This is a genomic window from Lentzea fradiae (genome assembly GCF_900100955.1).
In the GTDB taxonomy this organism is placed as follows: Bacteria; Actinomycetota; Actinomycetes; order Mycobacteriales; family Pseudonocardiaceae; genus Lentzea; species Lentzea fradiae.
Window position 1 is genome coordinate 300,521 of the sequence record NZ_FNCC01000010.1, and the last position, 13,993, is coordinate 314,513.

Consider the following 13,993-nt stretch of genomic DNA (forward strand, 5'->3'; position numbering starts at 1 on the left):
TGCCAGGTGATGTCAATCGCGGTCGATCTACGTCATCAGGATGGCCATGAGCTGGTGCCGTCGAATAGGCGTAGCCGATACCGCAACCCGTACGGTCGATTACACTAAGCTAGCAATTGAGCACTATGAGTGGATGTTTCCTAGACGAACGACCGCCCTGAAACGGCAACTAGGCATTGCGGCCGCCGCTGCCATGCTGGCAGTGGGCGGGACGCTGCTCTCCGCATCACCCGCCGTGGCGAGCACGACGCCGATCCCTGCGCCACCCGCGGCAGCGGGTGGTGGCGTGGACATCAACGGCTGGTGCGTGGCGGTGTACGGCGATCCATGGCACGCCGAACTCCGCAACTTCAACGCCCACGGCTGGGTGTGCCAATGGGCCCATGACACAGCTGCCTGGACCTCAGTCGACATGTATGCGGCCTGTAGGCGCACCTACGGATCGGCGAGCACAGCCCAATACACCGACTACAACAACCCGTACTCCTGGTACTGCACCTGACCAACCAGGAGCGCCAGTCCCCGTCCTGAGCCGAGAAGTCCCGCCACCTGAACACAGGGGGCGTACCAGTGGATCGTAGGCGCGACGGACAGTGTCGTCGCTCCGGCCCTGCGGGCGGGCGGCACCTCAGCCGCCCGCCCGCAAAGTGGCGAACTCGGCTTCGGCCTGGGTGACGGCGTCGGGGTGGCGCCTGCGGCGTTCGTGGTCGACCAAGGCGCGGTAGATGCTGGCCACGCTCGGGTTGCGGCCCTTGTGCTTGCCGGTGGGAATGATCAGGTCCGGGCGGATGTCCTCGACGGACTCGCCGCGGGCGCGGCGGCGCAGCACGGTGTGCAGCATGTCCTCGGTGATCACCGGCGGGCGTCCGCCGTGGTTTCCCTTGCGGGCGGCGGTGTTGAGCCCTTCCAGGGTGGCTTCGCGGATGTTCTCGCGTTCGGTCTCGGCCATCGCGGCGAAGAACGCGAACAGCATCCGTCCGCTGCCCGACGGGTCGTAGATGCCGGTGAGGGGTCCGGCGAGCATCTCCAGGGCGATGCCGTGGGCGGTGAGGTGGTCGGCCAGCGCGGTGAGTTCGGCGGAGGCGCGGCCGAGGCGTTTCATCTCGTAGACGGTGAGGATGACCCGGCAGTGCGGTGCGTGGGCCTTGATCTGCCGACAGGTGTCGAGGGCTTCCTCGAACTTCGGTCGCACGCGTACGCGGGTGGAGACTTTTTCGGCGAAGACCTTGTCGGCCGGGATGCCGTGCGCGGCCAGGGCGTCGAGTTGGGTGCGCAGTTCCTGGGTGAGGTGGGAGCAGCGGGCGTAGCCGATGCGGATGTCGGCGGCGGGCCGGTCGTCGGGGATCGGCGCCGGGGGCGGCGTGCCCGGCCGCCACGGCTGCCCCGGTGAGCGGTCGGCGGGGACCGGCACGCGCAGCAGCTTGGCCAGTCGGGGCACCTTGGTGAACCGGCCGGTGTGGTAGGTGGTGGCGACCGCGCCGGAGCGGGACCGGCACGGCGAACCCGGCTGGACCGCGCACCGCGGGCACGGGTGGCGCTCGACCTCGTCGGCATCAGACACGACGGCGGGTTCCGACTCGCTACTCACCTGGGAATCCTCTCACAAACATTTCTCACAACTAGGTGCCGACACGGTTTGAGTGAGAACGGGTTGTGAGAGAAAAGCGGCCAGTGCGGGCACTCACGGAGGCGCCTTCGGCGGTCTTCTCGAAATGGATCGTTTTTGAGAAGCACGGTGGACCTAGGCTGCCAGCTGTTCCCAGATTTAAGAAGTTGTTGCACATCTACTGCTTAATCGGCTAGATTGGCAAATAACAGCGAAGTCGTCCGGTAGTTCACCGAAACAAGGAGTTACTGTCATGAAGGTCGACACCGACCGGATCAGCGGCACGCGGCGGGAGAGCGTCTTCCTCGCCCAGCGGTCCTCCCAAGGCGGCCGCACCGTGTACGCCGTGCGCGTCCCGCTTCCCAGCCTGGACCTCATCCTGCCCCTGCCCGACCCGGAACAGCCCGACTCGGACAACCGCAAGGTCGATCTCCGACATGCCAAGGAGTTCGGTGAATACATCCGGGAGAAGAGCAACTGGGTCGCGCCCACCCTGCTGGCCCGCGACAACGGCGGGTGCAGGTTCGAGGAGATCGAAGGGTCCGAGGGCCGGTTCGGGTACCTCACCATCCCCTGGGCGACCGGCGCCCTCTCCCCGTTGTCGACCATCGACGGCCAGCACCGCATTCTCGGGGTGAACCTGAGCATCAGGACTCTCGGCGAAGAGATCAACAAGATCGACCGGGAGATCGGCAAGACGACCAAGGCCGACAAGCTCGCCACCCTCACCGCCACGCGGGAGAAGCTGGCCAAGCAGCTCGAACGCCTCCAGGGCGAGTCGGTGGGCGTGGACATCTACGTCGAGGTGGACAACGTTCTGGGGCGGCAGATGTTCGTCGACGTCGCCGACAACGCCAAGGGCATCTCCAGCGCGTTGCGGGCCCGCTTCGACAGCAGCAAGGTCGCCAACCGCATCCTCGACCGGGTCATCAAGCATTCCCTACTCAAGGGGAAGGTGGACCTGGAGCAGGACCGCATGACCGCCAAGAACCCCAACCTCCTGGGTGCCAAGCACGTTGCCGACCTCACCCGCGGCGTTGCCGTCGGTGTCGCCGGCCGTATCGGCAAGCAGCGTGAGCGGGAACTGTCCGACGAGGTCCTGGTCGAGCTGGTTCACGGTTACTTCGACTGCCTGGCGGACGGGTTCAAGGACCTCGCCGCCGTCGCCGAGGACACCCTCAAGCCTCTCGACCTGCGTGCACAGTCCCTGCTCGGCTCGATCGGGATGCTGCGGGTCCTGGCTGGCGTCTACCACGAGCTCAAGGAGAACCACGATGCCAACGACGAGGACGTCATCGCCTTCTTCAGCAAGCTGGACCCGCACATGAACGCCCCGATCTCGGACAGCAGCATCTGGCGGACGACCCCGGCCGTCACCGACTTCGAAGGGGGCGCGACCGTTTCGGCGCCGATCATGCGTACGCAGAACCTCATCCACCTGGTCAAGATCATCGTTGGCTGGTACAGCACCCCGCCCGCCGAACTCTGACCACCGACCGTCGCCACAACCTGTCCATCAGCAGCGAGGGGCCCCGCCATGGACGTGGCGGGGCCCCTCGCGGTGGGACCGCCCTACCTGTCGGTGCGGTCGCGCAGCGGCCGGAACCCTTGACGGGCGTACTCGGCCTCGACCGGGAACTCGTAGGTGCCGTACGGGTTGACGTGCTCCATCAGGGCCGGGGAGACGTGGGCGAGCAGGTCGTGGTCGATGCGGCCGCGGCGGGCGGCCAGGTGCTCGAGTGCGAGTTCGAGGTAGGCGGTGTTCCAGGTGATGATCGCGTTGACCACCAGCGACAGGCACAGGGCCTGTTCGGTCTGCTGGTCGTGGTGGCGGCGCCGCACCGAGCCCTCGTGGGCGAAGAACAGGTCGCGGCGCAGGCTGTGCAGCGACTCGCCCTTGTTGAGCTGGCGGGTGATGCGGCGCCGGTAGGCCTCGTCGGCGAGGTAGCGCAGCGCGTAGAGGGTGCGCTGGAGCCCGCCGAACTCGACCAGTGCCTGCGCGGTGGCCGAGCGGCGGGAGGAGGCGTGCAGCCTGCCGACCACCAGGGAGGCGGTGGTGTGGCCGTACTTCAGGCTGGCGGCCAGGCGCAGCATCTCGTCCCACTGCGACCGGATCAGCCCGACGTCCACGGTGCCGGTGAGCAGCTTCCCGGCGTTGGGGAACACGCCGGTCAGGTCCTTGCGGGAGCCGAGGCGGTGCAGGGTGATGCCACCGAGGTCGCGGATGCGCGGGGACAGGGTGAACCCGGTCAGGTTGAACAGGGAGAACACGGTGAGGGTCTGGCCGGCGGTGTCGGTGGCGTGTTCGGTGATGGGCAGGTCGGTGGCGTTGCCCAGGATCTCGTCGAGCACGTAGACCGCCTCGCGGTCGGTGACCGGGATGACCTTGGTGCCGTAGGTGCTGTGCTGGTCGGAGACGTGGGTGTAGGTCGACACGCCCTCGTCGACGAAGTACCGCGACATCGCCCGCGCGGTCAGGCTCTTGCCCCGCATCGGGAACCGCTGCCCGTCCGAGGACGACATCGTCCCGCCGCCCCACACGCTCGACAACGGCAGCGTGTGGTGGTGATCGACCACCGCAGCGTTCGCTGCGCGCAGCGTGTCCTCGCGCAGGTACCACTCGGTGGTCCAGGCCAGGGTGTCGTAGGAGATCCCGGAGGCCTCCGACATCGCGGTCAGGCCGAAGTTGCAGGCCTGGGCGAGGATCGCAGCGTAGAGGTTGCGCCGCAGTTGCGGGTCGCGGTGGGTCTTGCCGCCGGCGTGGGTGAGCCGGTCCGACCACGACGACCAGCGGTCGACCTCGATGAGCAGCTCGGTCAGCTGCGGCCGCGGCAGCAGGTCCACCAGTTGCAGGCGCAGCTGCTCGACCGCGTCGGGCACCGCCATCGCCGAGAGCCTGGAGACGACGATCTCGCCCTTGTCGGTCATCCGCACCGGCCCGTCCCCGCCGGTCAGCAGCGGCTCCAACTCGCCCAGCGCGGCGCGCAACTGCTCGCCGACCCGCTCCAGCGCCTCGTCCGCGCTCGGCGGGACGTCGACCAGCGCGCAGTACTCCGTCCGCATCCCCTCCCACTTGCCGGGCGGGAGCAGCAGGGTGGTCGGGTCGGCGTAGCGGCGCGAACCGGGCACCCACACGTCTCCCGAGCGCAGCGCGTCGCGCAGCCCCAACAGCGTGCACAGCTCCCAGTAGTGCCGGTAGGCGGTGGCGTTCCCGGTCTTGCGCGCGTGGTCGAGGTAGCCGCGCCAGCGGGTCGGCACGAACTGTGCCGGCGCCCCGTCCGGCACCTTCCGTCCGCCCTTCGCGTACAGCTCCCGCAACACCTCCACCGCCTCGACCAGCGGCTTCGCCTCGGCCGAGCCGACGAACTCCAGCGCGGCGACGACGTGCGGGGCGAACTCCCGCAGGTAGGTGAAACTGGCGTCGATCAGCGCCAGGTGCCCGTGGTCGCGCTGCAACCGGTCGCGCGGGTCACGCCGCGCCGCCCGCAGCCGGTCCATCCCGATCCCACGCCGCAGCCGGGCGCCGACCTCGACGTCGGCGACCGCCTCGTCCACCGCCACCGCGAGGATCTCCTCCAGCAGGTCCAGCTTCCGCTCCGATGCCTTGGCCCGCGCGACCAACAGCTCGTCGAGCTTGCGCCGCGCCCGGCCCTCCGTCCCGGAGACGGCCTGGTCGAACATCTGCACCAGCTCGTCGAGCACCTCCACCGAGCACTCCGCCACCGTCGCCAGCAACACCGGGAACCTCGTGTCCTCCCCGCGGCGGGCCAGCGCCTGGTTGCTCGCACGCCGCCCCACCCCGGCCAACCTGCGCCGTCGCGCCTCCGGCAACCCCGACAGGTCCAACCGGTGCGCGTCCAACCCGCGCAGGTAGCGCAGCTTGTCCAGCTCGCCCCGGATAGCCATCGGCGAGGCACTGGTCGCGCCGCGGTGCAGCCACGCCAGCCGGGAGACCGACATGCCCTCCTCGACCGCCAGCAGCCCGTCCAACTCCGCACGACGCGCCCCGGACAGCAGGTGCTCCACCCGCCCGAACACCTCGCCCACCGCGGAGCGACGGACGGTGGCGATGTGCTCCATCAGCGAAACCACACCCGGCCGCACGACCTTCGCCGAATGCAGGTACTCGCACCCCAACCGGAACAGCACGCTCGGCGCGTCGTGCTCGATCGCCCGCGCCAGCAGGAACTCCTCCAAGTCCTTCCACTCCGCCCGCCCCGCCGTGCGCCACCCCAACCGGTCCGCGACCACACGCAGATGCTCGGTGCGGGTCTGCGCACGGGCGCCGTAACCGGCCAGGTCCGCGATCGGGATCCCCAATTGAACCCCCACCCTGTTCGCCGCGGCCGCCGGCACCGCAGTGACGTCGTCGGGCACGAACCCCAACCACGGCAACGCGCACAGCTGGACCGCCATCCCGATGCGGTTGCCCGAGCCCCTGGCAGCACCCTCCAACCATGCTCGGTCGTCCGAGCCAAGAGTGAAGTGACGGATCAGCTCGTCCCGGCCCAACCCTCCGGCCATGACCGCAGCCGCCTGATCTCCGCATCGGAGAAGAACCTCGTCGACACCGCAGCACCACCCGTCTAGAAGATCAACGACGGGCACATCCTCACGACGCTCTCCCCGCAGACGGAGCCGGGGCCTCACCGACCTACCGCGCCTCCACGAGCCACTACATGCCCTTGACCAGGACTAACACAGTCAATCGTTGTTTTTTCGGCGCGCACTACTGAGAGGCCGTTCCGCGAGATCTCCGGCCTGCGTGCCGCCGCCGACCTGGCGACCACACCGCGGCCGCGCTCGCGTTCGAACTGTCGATCACCGCCGGACCGGCGTTCACCGACCGCTACGACTCGGCCGCGGCCCTTCCCCCGACCACCGGCACGGAACGCTGGGGTCCCCACGTCCTTGTTTTCGAGACCCTGCGCCTCTCCGGTGAAGGTGAATATCGCGTGATGGTGTACTTCAGTCAACACTGAAGATATAGAGATAGTCAGACAAGGAGGTAGCTCGCCCCCGACGGCCGCGTGGCGGCCCGTCACCCACAAGCGGCCAACTCGGGCGCCGACGCGACCCCACACGTCCATGCCGAGCACCCGGCGGGGACGCACCATCACTGCCTGACCGCCGCCGCGGGCCGCTCCTCTCCCGCTGCGGCGGTCGTCAGCGAATTCCCCTTTTCCCCCGCCGGACCAGCCGCCGGAAGATGACTCTTCAGTCAACACTGAAGTAATAAAATGCACCAAAGTGGTTGGACCATGTGATCAGATGCTGGGTCATGGAGCTCGTGCCGCACGAAGTCGGGGTCGCTCACAGCGCACTGCCGCACGACGAAGAGTCCACCCGTGCCCTGCTCGCCGAAGCCGCGACGCAGGGCCTGCACACCGTCGTCGTCACCGCCGAGGAGGGTGACGAACGCGCCATCGCCGTGCTGCGTGAACTGCGCGCGGAGTGGCAGACCGAGGACGGCAGAATCACCGCCGAGCTCGACACGGACGCCCAGGGCCAGCTCGCCCACCTGTGGGGCCTCACGACCGAGGAGCGCGCCGCCTGGCTCGCCGCGTTCCCCCGCCACGACGACCCGAACTGGTGGATGCACCGCCTGCTGGTGCTCAACCACCACCCGGAGTGGGCGCCGCTCAAGGACTGGCTGGTCGACGAGCACGTGCGGCTGTTCGGCCGTCCGCCAGGCCGCCGCAGGGCCGGCGCCGGCCGCTGACCGTTTCGTGTGGGGCCCTTCCGTGCCGGCGGAAGGGCCCCACACGTGTCAGGACCCGGCCGCCACCTCGCGGATCAGGCTCGCGAGCTCCTCCGGCCGTTCCAGCGGGAGCATGTGCCCGGCGTCGGGCAGCACGACCGGGGTGCCGCCGAACTTCGCCGCGTCGGTCTCCGGCACGAGCCGGTCCTCGTCCCCCACGACGGCGACGACGGTCTTCTCCCCCGCCACCATCAGTCCCGCCTCGCGGTCGTAGCGGTCGACGGCGGGCCGGAACAGCGCGACGGTCTCGGGCCAGTGGCCCCACACCATGTCCGCGGTCAGCTCGACGTCGGCCTCGGCGGGTTCGTCGCCGAACAGCCACCACCGCAGCCCCGCGGTCTTGGTGGGCTCGATCTTCTCCCGCACCGCCCGCACGATCGGCCCGAACGCGCGTTCCAGCTCACGGACGAGCTTGCCGAGCGCCTTCGGCCACGCGAGCGTCGTCTCACTCGCACCACTCGCGGCCATCGACACGAACACGGTCCCGAGCACCCGCTGCCGGAACAGCCGCGGCCTCCGCTCGGCCATCGCGAGCGCCGCCATCGCGCCCATCGAGTGCCCGGCGATCACGACGTGCCCGTCCGGCACCTCGCGTTCGATCAGCTCGCCCAGGTCGTCGCCGAGCTGCTCGATCGTGGCGGTCTCCTTGGTGGCGGCCGCCGAGGCGCCGTGCCCGCGGTGGTCGTAGGAGATCACCTGGAAGTCGGTGCTCAGCGCGGCGGCGACCTTGTGCCAGCTGCGGTGGTCGAGCGCGTAGCCGTGCGCCAGCACGACCGTCACCGGTGCGCCGGGGTTTCCCGTCCGCACCACGTTGAGCTCGGTCCCGTCCTCCAGCAGCACCATGCCTGGTTCCTTTCCCCGGGTCGTCTGATCGTCCTAACGAGACGACCCGGCAAAGGACACGGCCGTCAGGCGTGGCCGAGCACGATCTCCGGTGGACGCTGCCCGCCCGCGCCCGGCACGCCGCGGAACCGGTAGGGCGCGGTGTGCCCGCCGGGCTGCACCACCCACGCCTGGCCGGGTTCGCCCTCGGCCAGCACGGTCTGCACCGCCTCGGCGATGTCCAGCGGTGTCAGCAGCGGGAACGCGACGGCGTCGAATTCCTCCTTCGCCGCACCGAGCAGCAGCGTGTCGACGAAGCCGGGGCACAGCGCGGAGACCACGATCCCGTCGTCGGCGAGCGCCGCGCCCGCCGCTCGCGCGTAGCCGACCACGGCGTGCTTGGTCAGCGTGTACAGCGGGTCGGTCGGCATGGGGGTCAGCCCGGCGAGCGACGCCGTGATCACGATCTTCCCGCCGCCTTGTCGCCGCAGTGCCGGCACCGCCGCGCACAGCCCGTAGACGACGTGGTCGACGTTGACGCCGACGAGCTTGCGGTACCGGTCGGCGTCCAGGGCGTCGTCGATCCCGGCCTGTCCGCCGCCGATGCCCGCGTTGAGCAGCACGACGTCGAGCCGTCCGAGCTCCTGCTCGACGCGGGCGACGACGGCGGGCATGGTCGCGGGGTCCGCGACGTCACCGGTGATGGCGAGACCACCGGCCGCCGCGGCGACCCGTTCCGCACCCTCGGCGTCGATGTCGACCACGGCGACCCGTGCCCCCAGCTTCGCGAGCCTGTGCGCGGCGGCGGAGCCGATGCCGTGCGCCCCGCCCGTGACCAGCGCGACCCGGCCGGTCAGGTCCACAGCGGTCACGGTGACCTCCTCAGCTGTTGCGCAGGAACCGGTCGAGCACGCGCACGCCGAACTTAAGCGCGTCGACCGGGACGCGCTCGTCCACGCCGTGGAAGAGCCCGGAGAAGTCGAGGTCGGCCGGCAGCTTGAGCGGCGCGAACCCGAAGTTGCGGATGCCGAGCTGCTGGAACGACTTCGCGTCCGTGCCGCCGGAGAGCATGTACGGCAGCACGCGGGCGCCGGGGTCCTCGGCGGTGATCGACGCCGTCATCGCGTCCACGAGCGCGCCGTCGAACGTCGTCTCGACCGGCGGCAGGCCGATCCACTCGCGTTCCACGTCCGGGCCGAGGATCTCGGCGAGCTCGCGGTCGAACGCCTCCTCGCGGCCGGGCAGGATGCGGCAGTCCACGGTGGCCTCGGCGGTGGACGGGATGACGTTCGCCTTGTAGCCCGCGGTGAGCATCGTCGGGTTCGCGGTGTCGCGCAGGGTCGCGCCGATCATCCGCGACAACGCGCCGAGCTTGCCGATCGAGCCCTCGACGTCGTCGTCGGGGAAGTCGATGCCGGTGATCTCGGTGACGCCGTCGAGGAACTCGCGCACCGACGGCCGGATGATCAGCGGCCACTGGTGCTGGTCCAGCCTGGTCACGGCGGCGGCGAGCTTCGCGACCGCGTTGTCGCGGTGGATCATGCTGCCGTGCCCCGCGGTGCCCTTGACCCGCAGCTTCAGCCAGCGGATGCCCTTCTCGGCGGTCTCGACGAGGTACGCGCGGACGTCGTCCTTCAGCGTGATGGAGAAGCCGCCGACCTCGCTGATCGCCTCGGTGACGCCCTCGAACAGCTCCGGCCGGTGCTCCACCAGCCACTTCGCGCCGTAGAGCCCGCCTGCCTCCTCGTCGGCGAGGAAGGCGAACACGATGTCGCGCGGCGGCACGACGTTCTCGCGCTTGAAGTGCCGTGCGAGGGCCAGCGTCATGCCGACCATGTCCTTCATGTCGACCGCGCCGCGGCCCCACACGTACCCGTCCTGCACGGCGCCGGAGAACGGGTGCACCGACCACTCGGAGGCGTCCGCGGGCACGACGTCGAGGTGGCCGTGGACCAGCAGCGCGCCCCGGCTCGGGTCGGCCCCGGCCAGGCGGGCGATCACGTTGCCGCGCCCCGGAGCGCCCGACTCGACGTAGGTGGTTTCGTAGCCCACCTCGGACAGCTTCCCGGCCACCCACTCGGCCGCCTCGCGCTCCCCCACGACCGTCGCCGGGTCACCCGTGTTCGTCGTGTCGATCCTGATCAGCTCGCTGACGAGCGTGACGGCCTCGTCCTCGGCCAGTGCCAGTGCGTTCCCCGTTGTGCTCACCCGTACTTCCTACCACCGGTCAGAACACGGACCAGCCCGTGAGAGTGGTGAAACGGTCCAGTGCGTCGACACCGGCGACGGAGTTGCCGCGCGCGTCGAGGCCGGGGCTCCAGACGCAGATCGCGCAGCGGCCGGGGACGACGGCGATGACGCCGCCGCCGACACCGCTCTTGCCCGGCAGGCCGACCCGGTAGGCGAACTCGCCGGCGGCGTCATAGGTCCCGCACGTGAGCATCACCGCGTTGACCCGCTTGGCGCCGCTCACGCCGAGCAGCCGGGTGCCGTCGTTGCGGACGCCGTGGCGGGCGAGGAAGAGGGTGGCGCGGGCCAGGTCGGCGCAGCTCATCTCGATCGAGCACTGCCGGACGTACTCGCGCACCACGGTGTCGGCCGGGTTGCGGAGGTTGCCGTAGGACGCCATGAAGTGCGCGAGGGCGCGGTTGCGGTCGGAGTGCCCCAGCTCCGACTCGGCGACCTCGGGGTCGACGCCGATCGCGGGGTTCCCGCTCTCCTCGCGCAGGAAGGCGAGGAGGCGGTCCGCGGCGCCGGGGCCGAGGTGGTCGGTGACGACGAGCGCGCCGGCGTTGATGAACGGGTTGCGCGGGATCCCCTGCTCCGTCTCCAGCTGGACGAGCGAGTTGAACGGCGATCCGGACGGTTCCCTGCCGACGCGCGTCCACACGTCGTCGTTCTCGGCGAGGGCGAGCGCGAGGGTGAACACCTTGGAGACGCTCTGGACCGAGAACGGCCGCTCGTGCTCCCCCGCGCCGAAGACCTCGCCGTCCAGGGTGGCGACGGCGAGGCCGAAGGCGTGCGGGTCGATCCTGGCGAGGGCCGGGATGTAGCCGGCCACGGCGCCCCCTGGCGTTACCTCGGCAGCGATGCGGCCGACCAGGTGCTGGAGCTCCATGACCGCCATCCCATCACGGGACGGGCGTCACGCCACCGGGAACTCGTGGAACTTGGTGACCTGACCGGGCTTCACGGTGCACGGGACGTTGACGACGCCGATCCAGGTCGGGTCGCCGTTGGCGTAGCGCGGCGTGAGCGCGAGGGACGCGTTGCCGAGGTTGATCGACGCCGTGCCCGCGTTGGGCAGGGTCAGCGACGGGAACGAGCCGCTGGCCGTCACCTGGAACGAGCCGGACGACGGCACCGGCGTGTTCGGGATGGTGAGCGTCGCGGTCAGGTTCTGGACGGAGCTGCCGTTGGTCACGGTGACGGGTGTGCTGAGCGTGCCGTCGACGGACCGTCCGCCGATCCACCAGAGCGTGTTGCGGACGTCGTCCGACACGGTGGTGTTGACCGTCGCCGCGGAGGCCGCCGTCGGCACCCCCGCGGTGGCCGAGTCCGGCGCGTCGGGCGAGCTGACGACGGACGGCATGTCGTGCGTTCCCGCGATCGAGAACTGGCACGAATAGGTGATGCTCAACGTGGCGACCGCGGCGGAGCCGGTGCCGGCCGTCGCCACGCTCAGCGCTCCCGCCACCATGGCAACGGCGGCGACACGCGAGAAAAGTCCGTTCTTCATGCGCAGGGACCTCCTGAGTACGTCATTGAACTGCAAGAAGGCGGTGTTGCTTTACTCGCCAGTAAAGTAACCACCGCGCATTCCGGGAGGCAAGTGAAAACGTGCTTTTGTCATCCGGGTGCGAAATGCGTACCCGTGATTTGTCAGTCGCGCCTCAACAAATAACGAGCCCGGAGCGCGAGTTCGAGGGCGAACCGCTCGTCGGCGTCGTGCAGGCGGTCGCCGAACAGCTCCTCCAACTGGTTCACGCGGTAGCGGACGGTCTGCGGATGCACCTGCAGCCGTGCGGCGACCTCCGGCGCCCCGCCGCGGGCCGACAGCCACACGAGCAGCGTCTCGGCGAGCTTCGTGCGCTGCCGGTCGGTCAGCGGGTCGAGTGGCGCGAGCGCCCGTTCGGCCAGCCGGCGCGCCAGGAACTCGTCGGCGAGCACGGTCAGCTCCACGAGGTGGTCCGAGCAGTCGAGCACCGGCCGGTCCGGCAGCACCTTCTCCCTGGTCAGCGCCAGGACGCGGCGGGCGCAGTCCAGCGACGTGCGGGCCTGCGCCGGCGGCACCGGCAGCCCGACAGCGGCCCGCCAGCCGGGCAGTGCGGCCCGCAGCCACCGCGGCACCGCGACCGGGTCCGGCACCAGCAGGTACGGCGAGGCGTCCTCGAAGTCGACGAGCACCCCGGCGGGCAGCTCCCCGACCGGCGCGGCGGACGGTTCGAGCGCCACGGCGGCGATCCGTTCCGGCACCGGCCAGACCGCCGCCCGCGCCGCGTCCAGCACCGCCTGCCAGTGGCTCGCCGGTTCCGCCACGAGCAGCTCCATCAGCTTGCGCCGCTTGCGTTCGAGCGTGCCCGCGGCACTGGCCTGCGCCGCCGCGTACCCCTCGACCGACAGGCTGACCAGCTCGTCGACGTGCGCGATCATCGCCTCGCCCAGCACTGACATGAGGCGCAGCGACAGCTTCCGCCGCTCGGCGAACCCGCACACGTGCCGCCAGGCCACCCGAGCGCCGATCCGGTAGGCGGCCTGCAGGCTGTCGAGGCTGCGCCCGCACTGGAACTCCCACGCGCCGAGCTTGCGGTGGATGTCGTCGTACGGGTCCGGTGCGCTCTCGGGCGCCGCGATCCGGTCGACGAACTTCACCAGCGCCTGCCGAATGCCGTCGACGACGTTCTGCCGAAATTCGCTGTACTCCGGAATGGCTTTCTCGATGGCCTCGACAATGCTCAGCGAAACAGGCGCGACCTCCATCCGGAGCAGCGGCGCCAGTTCTCGCGGGACGGATCTGCGCGGATCGTCCGGCTGAGTCACTCTCTCGAGTCTAGAAGAAAAACGAAACCCGGTCGTTCAGCCAGTCGGACGAAGTGCCTCACACTCAGAACAACCGCCCGATCGCGTCCCTGGCCACCAGGAACCCGGCGATGCCGAGGACCCAGCCCGTCGTGCTCGCCCCCTTCTCGGCGAACCACGTGCTGAGCCGCGTCAGGAACCGGTCGAGCCGGTCCCGCAGCGCCAGCCGCGCCCCGAGCAGCACCACCGCGGGCATGATCATGACCAGGCAGTATCCGGCGAGCAGCACCCCGATCTGGGCGGGCCGCAGGTCGGCCGCGCTCATCATCCCGATGGCCCCCAGGTACGGCAGCATCGTCGCCAGCTCCACCACCCCGGCCAGCAAGGCCACCCCCGCGAGCGCCGCGGCGGACCCGTCGGCGCTGATCCGGTTCCGCCACTTCCCGGTGTCGGGCTTCTTCTTGCCGTCGAAGCGGAAGCTGAGGGCGAACAGGACCACGCCGAGCACCAGCTGCCCCCACAGCGCGACGGGCCCGTCGAGGTGGCCGACCAGCTTCGAGGCCCCGAGCACGATCAGCACGCCGACCACGAAGTAGAACACCGTGATGGTGCCCAGGTAGACGGCGAACCTGCCGAGCCGCACCCGGCCCGGCGTCAGCATGAGCCAGATCGGGATGAACAGCGTCCCGATGCTCGTCGAGTCGAGCAGCGCCAGCCCTGCCAGCGCCGCGACCAGCCCCAGTGTCATCTCTCCCCCAAGGACGTCATGAGACGCCTTCTTTTTA

General features: G+C 69.9%; 12 protein-coding genes. 3 read left to right on the plus strand and 9 right to left on the minus strand.

Annotation, left to right across the window (positions count from 1 at the left end):
- Positions 1-286 precede the first annotated feature (286 nt).
- Complete coding sequence (locus BLT23_RS40150) at positions 287-502, plus strand: hypothetical protein (RefSeq protein WP_143036024.1); 216 nt, start codon at positions 287-289, stop codon at positions 500-502.
- Positions 503-628: 126 nt separating this feature from the next.
- Here BLT23_RS40150 and BLT23_RS24905 read toward each other — a convergent pair whose 3' ends face one another.
- Entirely contained in the window at positions 629-1,588 is a 960-nt protein-coding gene (locus BLT23_RS24905; RefSeq protein WP_090052684.1) for a recombinase family protein, read from the minus strand.
- A gap of 271 nt (positions 1,589-1,859) precedes the next feature.
- Here BLT23_RS24905 and BLT23_RS24910 point away from each other — a divergent pair, with 271 nt between their 5' ends.
- Positions 1,860-3,095 (plus strand): DNA sulfur modification protein DndB, encoded by a 1,236-nt coding sequence (locus tag BLT23_RS24910; RefSeq protein WP_090052686.1) that lies wholly within the window; start codon positions 1,860-1,862, stop codon positions 3,093-3,095.
- 83 nt (positions 3,096-3,178) lie between these two features.
- On the opposite strand, the gene BLT23_RS24915 is transcribed toward BLT23_RS24910, so the two are convergent.
- Positions 3,179-6,130 carry a Tn3 family transposase gene (locus BLT23_RS24915; protein ID WP_218133875.1) on the minus strand — a complete coding sequence of 984 codons (2,952 nt, stop codon included), beginning with the start codon at positions 6,128-6,130 and terminating at the stop codon, positions 3,179-3,181.
- Positions 6,131-6,887: 757 nt separating this feature from the next.
- Between BLT23_RS24915 and BLT23_RS24920 the strand changes: the two genes are divergently transcribed.
- Entirely contained in the window at positions 6,888-7,328 is a 441-nt protein-coding gene (locus tag BLT23_RS24920) for a hypothetical protein (RefSeq protein WP_090052688.1), read from the plus strand.
- A 48-nt stretch (positions 7,329-7,376) separates the two neighbouring features.
- On the opposite strand, the gene BLT23_RS24925 is transcribed toward BLT23_RS24920, so the two are convergent.
- The 7 genes from BLT23_RS24925 to BLT23_RS24955 all read right to left on the minus strand — a co-directional run bounded on the left by BLT23_RS24925 (position 7,377) and on the right by BLT23_RS24955 (position 13,956).
- The gene (locus BLT23_RS24925) at positions 7,377-8,210 is read right to left on the minus strand and encodes an alpha/beta fold hydrolase (protein ID WP_090052690.1); all 834 of its coding nucleotides are present in this window, start codon (positions 8,208-8,210) and stop codon (positions 7,377-7,379) included.
- 65 nt (positions 8,211-8,275) lie between these two features.
- Positions 8,276-9,061 carry an SDR family oxidoreductase gene (locus tag BLT23_RS24930; protein ID WP_090052692.1) on the minus strand — a complete coding sequence of 262 codons (786 nt, stop codon included), beginning with the start codon at positions 9,059-9,061 and terminating at the stop codon, positions 8,276-8,278.
- Positions 9,062-9,071: 10 nt separating this feature from the next.
- A complete protein-coding gene (locus tag BLT23_RS24935; protein WP_090052694.1) occupies positions 9,072-10,397 on the minus strand; it encodes a M20/M25/M40 family metallo-hydrolase in 1,326 nt (441 codons plus the stop codon).
- Between the two features lie 19 nt (positions 10,398-10,416).
- Positions 10,417-11,307, minus strand: coding sequence for a glutaminase (locus BLT23_RS24940; protein WP_090052980.1), 891 nt, complete (start codon positions 11,305-11,307; stop codon positions 10,417-10,419).
- Between the two features lie 27 nt (positions 11,308-11,334).
- A complete protein-coding gene (locus tag BLT23_RS24945; protein WP_090052696.1) occupies positions 11,335-11,928 on the minus strand; it encodes a DUF6801 domain-containing protein in 594 nt (197 codons plus the stop codon).
- A gap of 143 nt (positions 11,929-12,071) precedes the next feature.
- Complete coding sequence (locus tag BLT23_RS24950; protein ID WP_143036025.1) at positions 12,072-13,229, minus strand: PucR family transcriptional regulator; 1,158 nt, start codon at positions 13,227-13,229, stop codon at positions 12,072-12,074.
- A 64-nt stretch (positions 13,230-13,293) separates the two neighbouring features.
- Positions 13,294-13,956: a GAP family protein gene (locus BLT23_RS24955; RefSeq protein WP_090052700.1), complete on the minus strand. Its 663-nt coding sequence runs from the start codon at positions 13,954-13,956 to the stop codon at positions 13,294-13,296.
- Between the last annotated feature and the right edge of the window lie 37 nt (positions 13,957-13,993).

Bases quoted from the DNA above. Each gene is read 5' to 3' on its own strand.
- BLT23_RS24910 (WP_090052686.1), top strand. From the start codon at position 1,860: ATGAAGGTCGACACCGACCGGATCAGCGGCACGCGGCGGGAGAGCGTC.
- BLT23_RS24915 (WP_218133875.1), bottom strand. From the start codon at position 6,130: ATGGCCGGAGGGTTGGGCCGGGACGAGCTGATCCGTCACTTCACTCTT.
- BLT23_RS24920 (WP_090052688.1), top strand. From the start codon at position 6,888: ATGGAGCTCGTGCCGCACGAAGTCGGGGTCGCTCACAGCGCACTGCCG.
- BLT23_RS24925 (WP_090052690.1), bottom strand. From the start codon at position 8,210: ATGGTGCTGCTGGAGGACGGGACCGAGCTCAACGTGGTGCGGACGGGA.
- BLT23_RS24940 (WP_090052980.1), bottom strand. From the start codon at position 11,307: ATGGAGCTCCAGCACCTGGTCGGCCGCATCGCTGCCGAGGTAACGCCA.
- BLT23_RS24945 (WP_090052696.1), bottom strand. From the start codon at position 11,928: ATGAAGAACGGACTTTTCTCGCGTGTCGCCGCCGTTGCCATGGTGGCG.
- BLT23_RS24955 (WP_090052700.1), bottom strand. From the start codon at position 13,956: ATGACACTGGGGCTGGTCGCGGCGCTGGCAGGGCTGGCGCTGCTCGAC.